Below are 14,831 nucleotides of genomic sequence, written 5' to 3'. Positions count from 1 at the left end.
AGTAGTGACCGCGTGAGTCGCGGAGGTAACGCGCGAACGGGGGTGCGACATGGTGTATCTCGACCATGCGGCGACCACCCCGGTGCGACCCGAAGCCGTCGAGGCCTGGGCGCGGACCGCGTCCCTCACCGGCAACGCATCGTCCATCCATGCCGCCGGTCAGGCCGCACGACGCGCTCTCGAGGACGCGCGCGAGCGGCTGGCGGCGGTCGTCGGATGCGATCCGATCGAGGTCGTCTTCACCTCGGGCGGCACCGAGGCGGTCAATCTCGCGATCACGGGGATGTGGCGCGCCCGGGCTCGGGAGGACGGGGCGTTCGTGCTGCCCGACGGCGAGCACCATGCCGCGCTCGACGCCGTCGAGGCCCTCGCCGCACGGGAGGGGGCGACGGTCCGCCCCGTCCCGCTCGATCCGCAGGGTCGCATCGACGCCGATCGGTTCGCCGCGGCGCTGGACGGCGCGGTCGCGGCGACGGCGATCGCGGCGAACAACGAAGTGGGCACCGTCAATGACGTCCCGGCGCTCGCGCGCGCGGCATCCCTCGCCGCCGTGCCGCTGCATGTGGACGCCGTCGCGGCCTTCGGGCACGTGCGCGTGGACTACCGGTCGTGGCGGGCGGATGCCGCAGGCCCGGCGGGCCTGATCGCGATGAGCGTCTCGGCCCACAAGATCGGCGGCCCGACGGGTGTGGGAGCGCTCGTGGCGTCGCGCACCGCCGACCTCGTCCCGCTGCTGCGCGGCGGCGGCCAGCAGCGCGGCCTGCGCGCGGGCACGCAGGCCGTGGCGGGCGCGGTCGCGTTCGCCGTCGCGGCCGAGCTCGCCGAGGCGGAGCGCGAGAGCGAGCAGCGACGCCTGGCGGCGATGCGCCGCAGGCTCGTGGCGGGCGTGCTCGCGACGGTCGACGACGTCGAGCTGCTCGGCGATCCCGAGGAGCGCGTGCCTGGCAACGCCCACCTGCTCTTCCACGGCGCCGGGGGAGAGCCGCTGCTGTTCCTCCTCGACGTCGCCGGCATCTGCGTGTCGACCGGGTCGGCGTGCCAGGCAGGCGTCCCCGAGCCGTCCCACGTCGTGCTGGCTCTGGGGCGCACGGATGCCGAGGCGCGCCAGGTGCTGCGCTTCACGCTCGGGCGCACGAGCACCGATGCCGACGTCGATGCCGTGCTGGCGGCGCTCCCCGAGGCGGTCACCCGCGCGCGGGCCGCATCCGGCCGCCGTCCAGGCGCCCGCTCGTAGACTGGGCGCATGCGGATCCTGGCGGCCATGAGCGGTGGCGTGGACTCCGCCGTGGCGGCCGCACGGGCCGTCGAGGCGGGCCACGACGTCGTCGGCGTGCACCTCGCGCTCTCCCGCGCGGGCGGCACGCTGCGCACCGGCAGCCGCGGGTGCTGCACGATCGAGGACGCCATGGACGCGCGACGCGCCGCCGACCGCCTCGGCATCCCGTTCTACGTGTGGGACTTCTCGGAGCGGTTCCGCGACGACGTCATCGACGACTTCGTCGCCGAGTACCGCGCCGGCCGCACGCCGAACCCGTGCATGCGCTGCAACGAGAAGATCAAGTTCGCAGCGCTCCTCGAGCGAGCCCTCGAACTCGGCTTCGACGCCGTGTGCACGGGTCACTACGCGACGCTGGCCGACGGACCCGACGGGCTCGAGCTGCACCGTGCGTCCGACGCGGCCAAGGACCAGTCCTATGTGCTCGGCGTCCTGACGGCCGAGCAGCTAGCGCACACGATGTTCCCCCTCGGGTCCACACCCTCCAAGGCCGTCGTGCGCGCCGAGGCCGAGGCGCGCGGTCTGTCGGTCGCGCAGAAGCCCGACTCGCACGACATCTGCTTCATCCCCGACGGCGACACCAAGGGCTGGCTCGCCGAGAAGGTGGGCACCGCGACCGGCGACATCGTCGACCGCTCGGGATCGGTCGTCGGCAGCCACGAGGGAGCCCACGCGTTCACGGTCGGCCAGCGGCGCGGACTGCAGCTGGGCGTCCCGGCCCCCGACGGCAAGCCGCGCTTCGTGCTCGAGGTGCGACCGGTGAGCAACACCGTCGTGGTCGGCCCGAAGGAGGCGCTCGCGACCGCCGAGATCGCGGGGGAGCGGTACACGTGGGCGGGCGCTGCGCCCGAAGCAGACGCGTTCGCGTGCGACGTCCAGATCCGCGCGCACGCCGACCCCGTCCCCGCGCATGCCGTGATCGCGGACGGCGCTGTGACGGTGCGTCCCGCGACGCCGTTCGAAGGCGTCGCGCCCGGGCAGACGGCGGTGCTCTACGACGGCACGCGCGTGATCGGCCAGTTCACGATCGACCGCACGGTGTCGGCCGCACCCGCGGTCGCCTCGTGAGCACCGGCAGCGTCGGAGGCACTGCCTAGACTGACCGGGTGGCAGACGTTCCGACGCGACCGAGCACCGATCCGGCATCGCTGAGTCTCGACGAGGCGCGGGCCGAGGTCCAGGCGCTCATCGACCGCATCATCGACGCGCGCGACGCCTACTACGGCCGCGATGCAGAGGTGGTCGACGACGCGACCTACGACGCGTGGATGAGCAGGCTCGCCGAGATCGAGCAGGTCCACCCCGAGCTCCAGGGCCAGGACTCGCCCACGCTCACGGTGGGAGCGGCCGAGCGCTCCCTGTTCGCGCCCGTCGAGCACGCCGAGCGCATGCTGAGCCTCGACAACGTCTTCAGCGACGAGGAGTTCCTGGCGTGGACCGCCCGCGTCGAGCGCGACGCGGGACGCGCCGTGCACTATCTGTGCGAGCTCAAGATCGACGGTCTCGCACTGTCGCTGCGCTACGAGAACGGCCGGCTCGTCTCGGCGGCGACCCGCGGCGACGGCCGCGTGGGCGAGGACGTCACCGAGAACGTGGTGCAGATCCCGGGCATCCCGCACCGCCTGGCCGGAGCGGGGCACCCGCCGCTGGTGGAGGTGCGCGGCGAGGTGTTCTTCGCCGTCGCCGACTTCGACGCGCTCAACGCGTTCCAGCAGGAGCACGGCGACCGGCTCTTCGCCAATCCCCGCAATGCGGCCTCCGGGTCGCTGCGTCAGAAGACCGAGGGCAAGAACGAGCGCCAGCTGCGCGCGATGCACGAGCGCCTCTCGCGGCTGCGGCTGACCGTGCACGGCATCGGCGCGTGGCCCGATCCCCCGGTGGCGAGCCAGAGCGAGGTGTACGCCCTCCTCGCGTCGTGGGGCCTGCCGACGAGCGAGTACTTCCGCGTGTTCGACTCGGCCCAGGGAGCCGACGACTTCATCCGCCATTACGGCGAGCACCGGCACGACGTCGAGCACGAGATCGACGGCATCGTGATCAAAGTCGACGAGCTGGCCCTGCACTCCGAGCTCGGCGCGACCAGCCGCGCGCCGCGCTGGGCCATCGCGTACAAGTACCCTCCCGAGCAGGTCAACACCAAGCTCCTCGACATCGTCGTCTCGGTCGGGCGCACGGGCCGCGCCACCCCGTACGCGGTGATGGAGCCCGCGCACGTCGCCGGCAGCGTCGTGCGGCAGGCGACGCTGCACAATCAGGACGTCGTCAAGGCCAAGGGCGTGCTGATCGGCGACACCGTCGTGCTGCGCAAGGCCGGCGACGTCATCCCCGAGGTGCTCGGACCCGTCGTCGAGCTGCGCGACGGAACCGAGCGGGCGTTCGCGATGCCGACGGAGTGCCCGGAGTGCGGCTCGCCGCTGGCGCCCGCCAAAGAGGGCGACATCGACCTGCGCTGCCCGAACACACGGGCGTGCCCCGCCCAGGTGCGGGGCCGCGTCGAGCACATCGGATCCCGCGGCGCGCTCGACATCGAGGGGCTCGGCGAGGTGGGTGCGGCGGCGCTCACCCAGCCGACGGTGCCCGACACGCCGCCGCTGGTGTCCGAGGCGGGGCTGTTCGACCTCACGATCGACGACCTCGTGCCGATCCAGGTCGTGGTGCGGGATGCCGAGACGGGCCTGCCCAAGGAGCTCGAAGGCGGCGTTCCGAAGCTGCGCGCGCCCTTCCAGCGGGTGGTCGCGAGGACCTACCCGCCGGGCGCCGAGGACATGACCCCGGCCGAGCGCCGCCGCAGCGGCATCAAGAAGGACTTCGCGGTGATCGGCCCGTCCGAAGCGGCGAAGACGCTGCTCGCCGAGATCGAGCGGGCGAAGACGAAGGAGCTGTGGCGATTCCTCGTCGCGCTGAACATCCGCCACGTCGGCCCGGTGGCCGCGCGCGCGTTGGCGCAGTGGTTCGGCTCTGTCGAGGCGATCCGCTCGGCGTCGCGCGACGAGCTCGCCGCCGTCGAGGGTGTCGGCGCAATCATCGCCGACTCGCTCCTGGACTGGTTCGACGTCGACTGGCACCGCGAGATCGTGGAGCGGTGGGAGGCCGCGGGGGCGCAGCTGGCGACGCCCGGGCACCCCGGTCCGGGGGCCGCGGTCGTCGAGGGTGGCGTGCTCGACGGGCTCACCGTGGTGGCGACCGGCAGTCTCGAGGGCTACACGCGCGAAGGCGCTCAGGAGGCCATTCTGCGCGCCGGCGGCAAGGCCGCCTCGAGCGTGTCGAAGAAGACCGACTTCGTGGCCGCGGGGCCGGGAGCCGGCTCCAAGCTCGCCAAGGCCGAGCAGCTCGGGGTGCGGATCCTCGACGCCGCCCAGTTCCGCGTCCTCGTCGAGCAGGGTCCCGCCGCGCTCGACGCGTGAGGGCAGCACCGCAAGGAGTCCCCGAATGGCGCAATGGCTGTACCGGATCGTCCCCGCCCGGGCCGACATGGTCGACGACGCGACCGACGACGAAGCGGCCGTCGTCGGCGCCCACTTCCGCTACCTGGTGGAGCTGCGCGACCGCGGCGTGCTCATCCTGGCCGGGCGGACGCAGGGCGAAGGGCCGGACACCGTGGGCATCACGGTGTTCGAAGCCGACGACGAACCGGCCGCTCGCGCGATCATGAACGCCGACCCGGCCGTGGCCGCCGGCGTCTTCGCCGCGACGCTGCACCGCTACGCGGTCGCCGTCGCCCGCGACGGCCTCGACATGACGGCGCCGCCGGCGACGGACTGATCAGCTCTTCGTGAGGTCGAGCAGCTTCTCGCGCACCTGGCGGCGCAGCACCTTGCCGATGAGCGACTTGGGGAGCTCGTCGACCACGAACACACGCCGCGGGACCTTGTAAGGAGTGAGGATGCCGCGCACGAACTCGCGGATCGCGTCGACGTCGACGTCGTCGACGGACTCGTCGAGCACGACGGCCGCGACGACCTCTTCGCCCGACTTGCTGCTCGGCAGCCCGACCACGGCGGCGTCATCGACGGCCGGATGCTGCCGGAGGGCGCTCTCGACCTCGGTCGGAGCGACGTTGAACCCACCGGTGATGATGAGCTCCTTGATGCGGTCGACGATGCGCACGAAGCCCTTCTCGTCGATCTCGACGATGTCGCCGGTCCGGAACCAGTCGCCGACGAAGACCGCCTCGGTCTCCTCGGGCTTGCCGTAGTAGCCCGAGAACACCTGCGGGCCGCGCACGATCAGCTCGCCGGGCTCGCCGGGCGCGACGTCCCGCGTGGGCTCGTCGGGATCGACGACGCGGCACTCGGTGCCCGGGAGCGGCAGGCCCACGGTGCCGGGCACGCGGTTGTCGCCGACGGGGTTGGCCATCAGCACGGGGGAGCACTCGCTCAGTCCGTAGCCCTCGACGAGGTATCCGCCCGAAGCCGCCTCGAACGGGACGACGAGCTCGTGAGGGAGGGCCATGGCGCCCGAGATCGCCACATCGATCCCCTCCAGCGATACGCCCTTCTCACGGGCGCGCTTGAGCAGGCGATCGGCGATCGGGGGAACCGCCGGGAGGAATGTCGGCGGATGCTTCTTGATCGCGTCGAGGACCATGTCGGGGTCGAACCGCGGGAACAGCACGAGGCGCGCACCCATCGACATCGCGAACGCCAGGCAGAGCGTCAGCCCGTAGGCATGGAACATGGGGAGGACGGCGTAGACCACGCAGCCTTCGCCCTTCTTGATCTGCGGGACCCAGGCCCGTGCCTGAGCGGCGTTCGACACGAGATTGCGGTGCGTCAGCGATGCGCCCTTGGGCGTGCCGGTGGTGCCGCTGGTGTACTGGATGAGGGCGAGATCGTCGGTGGCCGGCCTCGGGTGCGTCGCGGGGAGCCGCTCGTGGGAGAGCAGCGTCTCCCACGGCACGGTGCCGTGCACGGGCGCGTGCAGCGCCTCGCGTGCTTCGCGGGCCTTGCGGATCGGCAGCTTCAGCGCCAGGCGCGTGCCCAGCGGCATCGCCTTGGTGATGTCGACCGAGATGATCGCCGACTGCTTCAGATCCGACGGGAACTTCTGCACGGTGTCGACGACCTTGGTCCACACGATCGAGTGCTTCGCGCCGTGGTCCTCGTACTGCTTGCGCAGTTCGCGCGGGGTGTACAGCGGGTTGTGCTCGATCACGACGGCGCCCAGACGCAGGATCGCGTAGAACGCCACGATGTGCTGCGGGCAGTTCGGCAGGACGATGGCGACGCGGTCGCCCGCGCGCACGCCCAGCTTCGCCAGGCCCGCGGCGGCGCGCTCGATCTGCTCGTCCAGCGAGCGATAGGTCGTCTCGCGGCCGAAGAACTGCAGTGCGGGAGCGTCGGGATACTCCTTCGCCGAACTCTCGACGATCTCGACCAGCGAGCCGGTCACGGGGGTCAGGTCCTCGGGGACGCCGGGCTCGTAGCTGGCGATCCAGGGGCGGGGAGGGTCGTACGTCGTCACGCGGCCAGCCTACTTCGGGTGGGGAGGAGCGCACAGGCGCTCGTAGGATGGAGGGGTGTCTGAAATCACCCCTGAACTCGTACGCCATCTCGGCGTGCTCGCCCGGATTCAGCTGAGCGACGAGGAGGTCGAGCGGCTCACCGGCCAGCTCGACGTGATCGTCGACAACATCGCGAAGGTGTCCGAGGTCGCGACCCCCGAGGTCGAGGCGACGAGCCACCCGATCCCGATGAGCAACATCTTCCGGCCCGATGTCGTCGGCGACCAGCTGACGCCCGCCGAGGTGCTGCAGAACGCGCCGGATGCCGCCGACGGCCGCTTCCGCGTGACGGCGATCCTGGGCGAAGAGCAGTAGGGACTGAGGCACATGACAGATCTGACGAAGCTCAGCGCCGCTGAGCTGGCCGACAAGCTCGCCGCCGGCGAGGTCTCGAGCGTCGAGGCCACGCAGGCCCATCTCGACCGCATCGCCGAGGTGGACGGCGCGGTCGGCGCATTCCTCCACGTGAGCGACCACGCGCTCGACGCCGCCGCCGACATCGACCGGCGTCGCGCGGCGGGCGAGGCGCTCGGCCCCGTGGCCGGCGTCCCGCTGGCCGTCAAGGACGTGCTGGTGACGACCGACATGCCCTCCACGAGCGGATCGAAGATCCTCGAGGGGTACATGTCGCCGTTCGACGCGACGGTCGTCGCGCGCTCGCGTGCGGCCGGCCTCGTGCCGCTGGGCAAGACCAACATGGACGAGTTCGCGATGGGCTCCTCGACCGAGCACTCGGCGTACGGTCCGACCCGCAACCCGTGGGACCTCGAGCGCATCCCGGGCGGCTCGGGCGGCGGCTCGGCCGCCGCGGTCGCCGCCTTCGAGGCTCCTCTCGCGCTCGGCTCCGACACCGGCGGGTCGATCCGTCAGCCGGCGCACGTGACGGGAACGGTCGGCATGAAGCCGACGTACGGCGGCGTGAGCCGCTACGGCGCGATCGCCCTCGCCTCGAGCCTCGACCAGGTGGGTCCCGTGACCCGCACGGTGCTCGACGCCGGGCTGCTGCACGATGTCATCGGCGGTCACGACCCGCACGACTCGACATCGCTCACCGACGCCTGGCCGTCGTTCGCCGAGGCCGCCCGCGAGGGCGCCCGCGGCGACGTGCTGAAGGGACTGAAGGTCGGCGTGATCTCGGAGCTGCCCGACTCCGGCTTCCAGCCCGGCGTGTCGGCGTCGTTCCGCGCGGCCCTCGCGGCGATGGAGGCGCAGGGCGCCGAGATCGTCGAGATCAGCGCCCCGCACTTCGAGTACGGCGTCGCGGCGTACTACCTGATCCTCCCGGCCGAGGCCTCGAGCAACCTCGCGAAGTTCGACTCGGTGCGCTTCGGCCTGCGTGTGGACGTGCCCGGCGGCACCGTCGAGGACGTCATGTCCGTCACGCGCGACGCCGGCTTCGGCGACGAGGTCAAGCGCCGCATCATCCTGGGCACGTACGCGCTCAGCGCCGGCTACTACGACGCCTACTACGGCTCGGCGCAGAAGGTGCGCACGCTCATCCAGCGTGACTTCGACCGGGCGTTCGCCGACGTCGACGTGATCGCCACCCCGAGCGCCCCCACGACGGCGTTCCGCCTCGGCGAGAAGCTCGACGACCCGATGCAGATGTACCTGAACGACGTCACGACGATCCCGGCGAACCTCGCCGGCGTCCCCGGCATCTCGATCCCGTCGGGGCTCGCCGACGAGGACGGACTGCCGGTCGGCATCCAGTTCCTCGCGCCCGCGCGCGAAGACGCCCGCCTCTACCGCGTCGGTGCGGCGCTGGAGGCTCTGCTCGTGGACTCGTGGGGCGGCGGTCTGCTCGACCGCGCTCCGGCGCTGGGAGGTGCCCGCTGATGGCCAAGGCCGCTCTGATGGACTACGACAAGGCTCTCGAGCTGTTCGAGCCGGTGCTCGGCTTCGAGATCCACGTCGAGCTGAACACCGAGACGAAGATGTTCTCGGCCGCGGGCAACCCCGCCAACAACGCCCACCACGGTGCGGCGCCGAACACCCTGGTCGCGCCCGTGGACATGGGGCTTCCCGGATCGCTCCCGGTCGTGAACGCGGATGCCGTGCGCTCGTCGATCAGCCTGGGCCTGGCGCTCGGCTGCTCCATCGCGCCGTCGAGCCGCTTCGCGCGGAAGAACTACTTCTACCCGGACCTGGGCAAGAACTACCAGATCTCGCAGTACGACGAGCCCATCGCGTTCGAGGGCTCGGTCGACGTCGAGATGCCCGACGGAGAGATCGTCGCGATCCCCATCGAGCGCGCGCACATGGAGGAGGACGCGGGCAAGCTCACCCATATGGGCGGCGCGTCCGGTCGCATCCAGGGCGCGGAGTACTCGCTCGTCGACTACAACCGGGCGGGCGTGCCGCTGGTCGAGATCGTGACGAAGACGATCTTCGGCGCCGAGGAGCGCGCTCCCGAGCTCGCGAAGGCGTATGTCCAGACGATCCGCGACATGGTGATCGCCCTCGGGATCTCGGAGGCGCGCATGGAGCGGGGAAACCTGCGCTGCGATGCCAACGTCTCGCTGCGCCCCCGGGTCGCGCCGGGCGAGGAGCCGGCTCCCCTCGGCATCCGGACCGAGACGAAGAACGTCAATTCGATGCGCTCGGTCGAGCGCGCCGTGCGCTACGAGATCCAGCGTCAGGCCGCGATCCTCGCCGCCGGGGGCACCATCACGCAGGAGACGCGGCACTGGCACGAGGACACCGGGACGACCAGCCCGGGGCGCCCGAAGTCGGATGCCGACGACTACCGCTACTTCCCCGAGCCCGACCTGCTTCCCGTCGAGCCCGCCGCGGAGCTGATCGAGGAGCTGCGTGCCGCGCTGCCGGAGCCCCCCGCGGCTCACCGGCGTCGGCTGAAGGCCGACTGGGGCTTCACCGACCTGGAGTTCCAGGACGTCGTCAACGGCGGCCTGCTGGCCGAGGTCGAGGCCACGATCGCGGCGGGAGCCGCCCCGCAGGCGGCGCGCAAGTGGTGGACGGGCGAGATCACCCGTGTCGCCAACGCGTCCGAGCGCGAGGCGGCGGAGCTCGTCTCGCCCGCCGACGTCGCCGCGCTGCAGGCGCTCATCGACGCCGGGACGCTCACCGACAAGCTCGCCCGCCAGGTCCTCGAGGGCGTCATCGCCGGCGAGGGCACCCCGCAGGAGGTCGTGGACGCCCGCGGACTCGCGGTCGTGTCGGACGACGGTGCGCTGCTGGCGGCGATCGACGAGGCGCTGGCCGCCCAGCCGGACGTGCTCGCCAAGATCCAGGACGGCAAGGTGCAGGCCGCCGGCGCCGTCATCGGCGCGGTCATGAAGGCCATGCGCGGGCAGGCCGATGCCGCCCGCGTCCGCGAGCTCATCCTGGAGCGGGCCTCGCAGTAGCGGGGCCCGCCTCCGGGCGGTACAGGGCGCGGCACCGCGCCCTGTCGGGCGCCTCGGGGAGAATCGGATCATGGGGCGCGGTGACGGATCGGGCCGGATCGTCTCGCCGGAGGGTGCGGACGACACCGGCGCCGGGATCCTGCATGTCGACATGGACGCGTTCTATGCGTCCGTCGAGCAGCTCGACGACCCGTCGCTGCGGGGCCGACCGATCATCGTCGGCGGAGAGGACGGCAGATCGGTCGTCTCGAGCGCGTCGTACCAGGCGCGCAGATTCGGCGTGCGCTCGGCCATGCCCGTCGGGCAGGCGCTGCGGCTGTGCCCCACGGCGATCGTCGTCCCGCCGAACTTCGCCCGCTACGTCGAGCTGTCCCGGCAGGTGATGGACCTCTTCCGGGACGTCACGCCGCTGGTCGAGCCGCTGTCGATCGACGAGGCCTTCCTCGACGTGCGCGGCGCGCGACGGCTGTGGGGGAGCCCCGGGGTGATCGCGCGCGACCTGCGAGCGCGCGTGCACGATGAGACCGGGCTCACGTGCAGCGTGGGGGCGGCCGCGACCAAGCATGTGGCGAAGATCGCCTCGACGATGAGCAAGCCCGACGGCCTGCTCATCGTCCCGGAGGCGTCGACGGCACAGTTCCTCGCCCCGCTGTCGGTGCGCGCGCTGTGGGGGATCGGGCCGAAGGCGGCCGAGGCTCTCGAGAGCCGTGGCGTCCGGACCGTCGCCGACGTCCTCGAGACGCCGGCGGCCTCGCTCGATCGGGCGCTCGGACCGGCGATGAGCCGGCGCATCCAGCAGCTCGTGCGCGGCGTCGATGCGCGGCTCGTGACGACCGAGCACGTCGAGAAGAGCGTCGGTCACGAAGAGACCTTCCACACCGACATCTCCGACGCGGGCGCCCTGCGCGCCGAGCTGCGCCGGCTGGCCGACCGCGTCGGCGCGCGTCTGCGCAAGGGCGGCTGGGAGGCCCGCACGATCGCGATCAAGGTGCGCTACTCGGATTTCACGACGGTGACCAGGTCTGTCACGCTCGCCGAGCCGACCGACGTGGGACAGCGCATCGGCGATGCCGCGCACGAGCTGTTCGACGCGCTCGATCGCCCGCTGCCCGTGCGGCTGGTGGGGGTGCGCGCCGAGAAGCTGGGGCCCGCCGGCGGGGCGCCGGCCTCGCTGTGGGACGACGACGAGGACTGGCGGCGCGTCGAGGGCGCCCTCGACGACGCCCACGCGCGCTTCGGGCGTGCCGCGGTCACCCGCGCGGCTCTGCTGGACACGTCGCGCGGCGGCGGATCGCTCCCGTCCAACCCGCGCCCGCCTCATCCGGAATGACTCGGGACTGTGCAGGTGCACCCCTCCCGGGTAGCGTGGGCTCATGCCCAACATCGCACTCGAACTCGGCAAGCAGTCCGCGACTCTCGGCGTGAAGAGCGCGTACGGCGAGCAGCAGGATCTCGACGGCATCCGCATCGTCCCCGTCGCTCTGACCTGGTCCGGGTTCGGCGGCGGTGCGGATGAGGCCGGCAACGGCGGCGGCGGAGGCGGCAGCGTCGCGATCCCCGTCGGCGCCTACATCCGGCACGGCGATGAACTGCGCTTCGAGCCCAACATCGTGTCGCTGATCGCCGTCTCGATCCCGTTCGTGTGGGTGGCCGGACGCGCCCTCAGCCGTGTCATCAAGTTCCTCAAGAAGTAGGCCGGATGCCGTCGCGGCGGCGCTGCTGCGCGCCGCCGACACCGTGACGGCCTCGGTGGCCGCTCTCGCCGCCGCGAACCCGGTGGTCATCGTCGACGGACGCAGCGGCGCGGGGAAGACCTCACTGGTGCGGGCGCTGGTCGCGCGCTGGCCGGGAGGCGGTCGCGTGCAGTCCGTTGCCCTGGATGCGATCTATCCGGGATGGGACGGACTCCAGGCGGGGGTCGACACCGCACGAGATCTCGTCCTCACACCGCACGCGCGCGGTGAGATCGGCGTGTGGCAGCGGTGGGACTGGGAGGTCGGAGAGTACAGCGAAGCCCACGCGGTCGACCCCTCGCTGCCCCTGATCGTCGAGGGGGCCGGTGCGCTTCAGCCCTCGACCGCGGGGCTGGCGGACGTTCGGGTGTGGCTGGAGTCGCCGACGGCGTCACGCCGGCGCCGCGCGCTGGCCCGCGACGGTGAGACCTATCGCCCCCACTGGGAGCAGTGGGCCGCACAGGAGGAGCGGCACATCGAGCGCGACGCCCCGCAGAGCCTCGCCGATCACGTCTTCGCGGTGCCGTAGCGCGTCGCGCGCGGCTCAGGCGAGGTCACCCGCCACGGCGCGCACGAGGCCGTCGAGCCGGTACCCCAGCCAGTCGTAGATGCCGAAACGCGGGTCGCCGTCGACGTGGTCGTCGGCATCCGCGATGCCCAGGCGCGTCGCGAGCACCAGGCGCACGGCCGCCAGCGTGCGCAGCCATGCGTGCGCGTGATCGCGGTCGAGCACGATCGGAACCGACTCGCGCAGCGCCGGATCGTCCGGGTCCTCGGGAATGTCGGCCGCCGGCGCCAGGTCGGCGATCACGACCCGGGCGTCGTCGCGTCGCCGATCCAGCAGGTCGTCCTGGGTGAGGGAGCGGAACTCGCGCGCGGCGTCCTCGTCGTCGGGATACGCATCGGGGACGAGACGCTGCACCGCCGGATCCTCGTCCGATGCGGGTTCGCTCATGAGCTCGGCGAACTGGCCGATCAGCCCGGACAGGTGCGCGGCCTCGAGGCGGGTGATCTCGAGGATCACGGACTCGGGAGGGGTCACTCGGGTGCCTGCCTCACGGTCGCCCACAGTCCGTAGTCGTGCATGGCCTGCGTGTGGAGCTCCATCTGCTCGCGTGGGCCCTCGGCGACGACGGCGTGGCCGTCGTTGTGCACCGCCAGCATGAGGCGTTCGGCCACCGGCTTGGTGAATCCGAAGTAGGACTGGAACACGTGGGTGACGTAGCTCATGAGGTTCACGGGATCATCCCAGACGACGGTCTGCCACGGGCGGGCCCGGTGGGCCTCGACGGCCTCGTCGGTCCGCTCGTCGGCGAGGGGCGCTGCGGTGCTCATGCCCAGCCCAGTTCGTGCAGGCGGTCGTCGTCGATCCCGTAGAAGTGCGCGATCTCGTGCACGAGGGTCGTGTGCACTTCGTCGCGGAGTTCGTCGAGGTCGGCGCACTGCGCGAGGTGCGCCTCGCGATAGACGATGATGCGGTCCGGCAGTTCGGCGCCGGTCCCGTACCGGTCGCGCTCGGTGAGCGCCCATCCGTCGTACAGGCCCAGAAGGTCGGGGTCGCCGTCCTCGGGGCGGTCCTCGACGACGAACACGACGTTGTCGAGACCGTCGACCATGTCGTCGGGCAGAGCGTCGAGCTCGTCGACGACGAGCTGTTCGAACGCGTCGGCATCCATCTCAAGCATTGGGGTGAGTAACGGGACTTGAACCCGCGGCCCCCTGGACCACAACCAGGTGCTCTACCGACTGAGCTATACCCACCATGCGCCTCGCTCGCGCGGGCAACCAGACGATTCTCTCACAAGTCCGAGGCGAATGACGACACGACGGAGGCGGCGAGCGCACGCGCGCCGTCGCTGGTGGGCCCGGGCTCGGGGACGAAGACCGCCTGGCGATAGTAGGCGAGCTCGCGGATCGATTCCAGGATGTCGGCGAGCGCGCGGTGGCCGCCGTCCTTGGCCGGAGCGTGGATGTAGGCGCGGGGGTACCAGCGGCGCGAGAGCTCCTTGATGCTCGACACGTCGACGTTGCGGTAGTGCAGCCAGCGATCCACGCGCGGCATGTACTTGGCGAGGAACATCCGGTCGGTGCCGATCGTGTTGCCGGCCAGCGGCGCCTTGCCCTCCTGCGGCACGAAGCGCTGGATGTACTCGAGGGCCTGGAACTCGGCGTCGGCGACGGTGACCCCGTGGGGGATCTCGTCGAGCAGCCCCGACGACTCGTGCATCTTCGTGACGAAGTCGTTCATGTTCGCCAGCGCCGACGCATCGGGCTTGATCACGATCTGGAAGCCCGGATCGAGCGGGCGAAGCTCGAAATCCGTCACGACGACGGCGATCTCGACGAGTTCATCCACCTCGAGATCGAGGCCCGTCATCTCGCAGTCGATCCACACCAGACGATCGTTGTCGGAGGATCCCACCATGCGCTCAATCCTAGTCACCGGGGTCCGACACGACGGTCCGCGCCACGTCCCCCAGACACGATTCGAACGTGTGACCGGCGGATTAGAAGGCCGCTGCTCTATCCACTGAGCTACTGGGGGTCGTCCTCCAGGCTACCGGTTCGACCCGCCGACGACGCTCTTCCGGCGCCGCCCCCCGCGGCGTAGCGTGGAGGTGCACGGGCATTCGAAGGAGATGGCTCATGAGCACGACCGAGACGCACCACCCACTCTGGGTCGCCTACGGCGCCTCCGGCGTCGCCGGATCGATCCGCAAGGATGCCGACGGGTACACCGTCACGATGGCCGGTGCCGATGCTCCGACCGGCACCTACCCCAGCATGGAGATCGCCAAGAACGCCCTGCACGCCCATATGGCGCCGGGGAGCGATTGGCCGCAGTTCCGCGAGCACTGACCCGCGCAACGGCGCGGCGGGCCGGACCCCCCTCCGGTCCGCCGTCTCCGCGTGCCCGCTGCCGGCGGCGACGGTCCACCGTCCGGGTATTG

The 14,831-nt window shown here is 71.5% G+C and carries 16 protein-coding genes and 2 tRNA genes; 11 read left to right on the top strand and 7 right to left on the bottom strand.

Going from position 1 to position 14,831, the window contains the following annotated elements:
- Positions 1 to 49 precede the first annotated feature (49 nt).
- From HD594_RS12150 to HD594_RS12135, 4 genes are read left to right on the top strand one after another with little or no spacing between them, the layout of a single operon-like run.
- Positions 50 to 1,234, top strand: coding sequence for a cysteine desulfurase family protein (locus HD594_RS12150; protein ID WP_184751206.1), 1,185 nt, complete (start codon positions 50 to 52; stop codon positions 1,232 to 1,234).
- A 9-nt stretch (positions 1,235 to 1,243) separates the two neighbouring features.
- Positions 1,244 to 2,344: a tRNA 2-thiouridine(34) synthase MnmA gene (mnmA, locus tag HD594_RS12145; RefSeq protein ID WP_184751204.1), complete on the top strand. Its 1,101-nt coding sequence runs from the start codon at positions 1,244 to 1,246 to the stop codon at positions 2,342 to 2,344.
- Positions 2,345 to 2,382: 38 nt separating this feature from the next.
- Positions 2,383 to 4,680: an NAD-dependent DNA ligase LigA gene (gene ligA, locus HD594_RS12140; protein WP_184751203.1), complete on the top strand. Its 2,298-nt coding sequence runs from the start codon at positions 2,383 to 2,385 to the stop codon at positions 4,678 to 4,680.
- 25 nt (positions 4,681 to 4,705) lie between these two features.
- On the top strand, positions 4,706 to 5,038 hold the full coding sequence (locus HD594_RS12135) for a YciI family protein (RefSeq protein WP_184751201.1): 333 nt from the start codon (positions 4,706 to 4,708) through the stop codon (positions 5,036 to 5,038).
- Here the strand turns inward: HD594_RS12135 and HD594_RS12130 are convergent, their stop codons facing one another.
- Positions 5,039 to 6,739: a long-chain-fatty-acid--CoA ligase gene (locus HD594_RS12130; protein ID WP_184751200.1), complete on the bottom strand. Its 1,701-nt coding sequence runs from the start codon at positions 6,737 to 6,739 to the stop codon at positions 5,039 to 5,041. It abuts the gene before it with no gap.
- Positions 6,740 to 6,794: 55 nt separating this feature from the next.
- Here HD594_RS12130 and gatC point away from each other — a divergent pair, with 55 nt between their 5' ends.
- From gatC to HD594_RS12100, 6 genes are all read left to right on the top strand, one after another.
- Positions 6,795 to 7,094, top strand: coding sequence for an Asp-tRNA(Asn)/Glu-tRNA(Gln) amidotransferase subunit GatC (gene gatC / locus HD594_RS12125; RefSeq protein ID WP_184751198.1), 300 nt, complete (start codon positions 6,795 to 6,797; stop codon positions 7,092 to 7,094).
- Between the two features lie 12 nt (positions 7,095 to 7,106).
- Positions 7,107 to 8,618 (top strand): Asp-tRNA(Asn)/Glu-tRNA(Gln) amidotransferase subunit GatA, encoded by a 1,512-nt coding sequence (gatA, locus tag HD594_RS12120; RefSeq protein WP_184751197.1) that lies wholly within the window; start codon positions 7,107 to 7,109, stop codon positions 8,616 to 8,618.
- On the top strand, positions 8,618 to 10,147 hold the full coding sequence (gene gatB, locus HD594_RS12115) for an Asp-tRNA(Asn)/Glu-tRNA(Gln) amidotransferase subunit GatB (protein ID WP_184751196.1): 1,530 nt from the start codon (positions 8,618 to 8,620) through the stop codon (positions 10,145 to 10,147). Before gatA ends, gatB begins: the two co-directional genes overlap by 1 nt.
- A gap of 70 nt (positions 10,148 to 10,217) precedes the next feature.
- A complete protein-coding gene (locus tag HD594_RS12110; RefSeq protein ID WP_184751195.1) occupies positions 10,218 to 11,477 on the top strand; it encodes a DNA polymerase IV in 1,260 nt (419 codons plus the stop codon).
- Positions 11,478 to 11,520: 43 nt separating this feature from the next.
- Complete coding sequence (locus HD594_RS12105) at positions 11,521 to 11,841, top strand: hypothetical protein (protein WP_184751193.1); 321 nt, start codon at positions 11,521 to 11,523, stop codon at positions 11,839 to 11,841.
- Positions 11,816 to 12,409 carry a nucleoside/nucleotide kinase family protein gene (locus HD594_RS12100; protein ID WP_309297728.1) on the top strand — a complete coding sequence of 198 codons (594 nt, stop codon included), beginning with the start codon at positions 11,816 to 11,818 and terminating at the stop codon, positions 12,407 to 12,409. Before HD594_RS12105 ends, HD594_RS12100 begins: the two co-directional genes overlap by 26 nt.
- A gap of 15 nt (positions 12,410 to 12,424) precedes the next feature.
- On the opposite strand, the gene HD594_RS12095 is transcribed toward HD594_RS12100, so the two are convergent.
- The 6 genes from HD594_RS12095 to HD594_RS12070 all read right to left on the bottom strand — a co-directional run bounded on the left by HD594_RS12095 (position 12,425) and on the right by HD594_RS12070 (position 14,425).
- Complete coding sequence (locus tag HD594_RS12095) at positions 12,425 to 12,922, bottom strand: DUF2017 family protein (RefSeq protein WP_271171260.1); 498 nt, start codon at positions 12,920 to 12,922, stop codon at positions 12,425 to 12,427.
- Positions 12,919 to 13,215, bottom strand: coding sequence for an ATP-dependent Clp protease adapter ClpS (gene clpS / locus HD594_RS12090; protein WP_184751189.1), 297 nt, complete (start codon positions 13,213 to 13,215; stop codon positions 12,919 to 12,921). The genes HD594_RS12095 and clpS overlap by 4 nt, the downstream gene beginning before the upstream one ends.
- The gene (locus HD594_RS12085) at positions 13,212 to 13,565 is read right to left on the bottom strand and encodes a metallopeptidase family protein (RefSeq protein ID WP_184751188.1); all 354 of its coding nucleotides are present in this window, start codon (positions 13,563 to 13,565) and stop codon (positions 13,212 to 13,214) included. The genes clpS and HD594_RS12085 overlap by 4 nt, the downstream gene beginning before the upstream one ends.
- Positions 13,566 to 13,641, bottom strand: a tRNA-His gene (locus HD594_RS12080).
- A gap of 37 nt (positions 13,642 to 13,678) precedes the next feature.
- Positions 13,679 to 14,305, bottom strand: a complete 627-nt coding sequence (gene orn, locus HD594_RS12075; protein ID WP_184751187.1) for an oligoribonuclease — start codon at positions 14,303 to 14,305, stop codon at positions 13,679 to 13,681.
- A 47-nt stretch (positions 14,306 to 14,352) separates the two neighbouring features.
- Positions 14,353 to 14,425 (bottom strand) — tRNA-Arg (locus HD594_RS12070).
- A 101-nt stretch (positions 14,426 to 14,526) separates the two neighbouring features.
- Between HD594_RS12070 and HD594_RS12065 the strand changes: the two genes are divergently transcribed.
- Positions 14,527 to 14,739 carry a methyltransferase gene (locus HD594_RS12065; protein WP_184751185.1) on the top strand — a complete coding sequence of 71 codons (213 nt, stop codon included), beginning with the start codon at positions 14,527 to 14,529 and terminating at the stop codon, positions 14,737 to 14,739.
- Positions 14,740 to 14,831: the final 92 nt, after the last annotated feature.

It is taken from the genome of Microbacterium thalassium (assembly GCF_014208045.1).
In the GTDB taxonomy this organism is placed as follows: Bacteria; Actinomycetota; Actinomycetes; order Actinomycetales; family Microbacteriaceae; genus Microbacterium; species Microbacterium thalassium.
The sequence above is the reverse complement of the archived record's forward strand: the minus strand, read 5'-3'. Positions and strand labels throughout refer to the sequence as shown.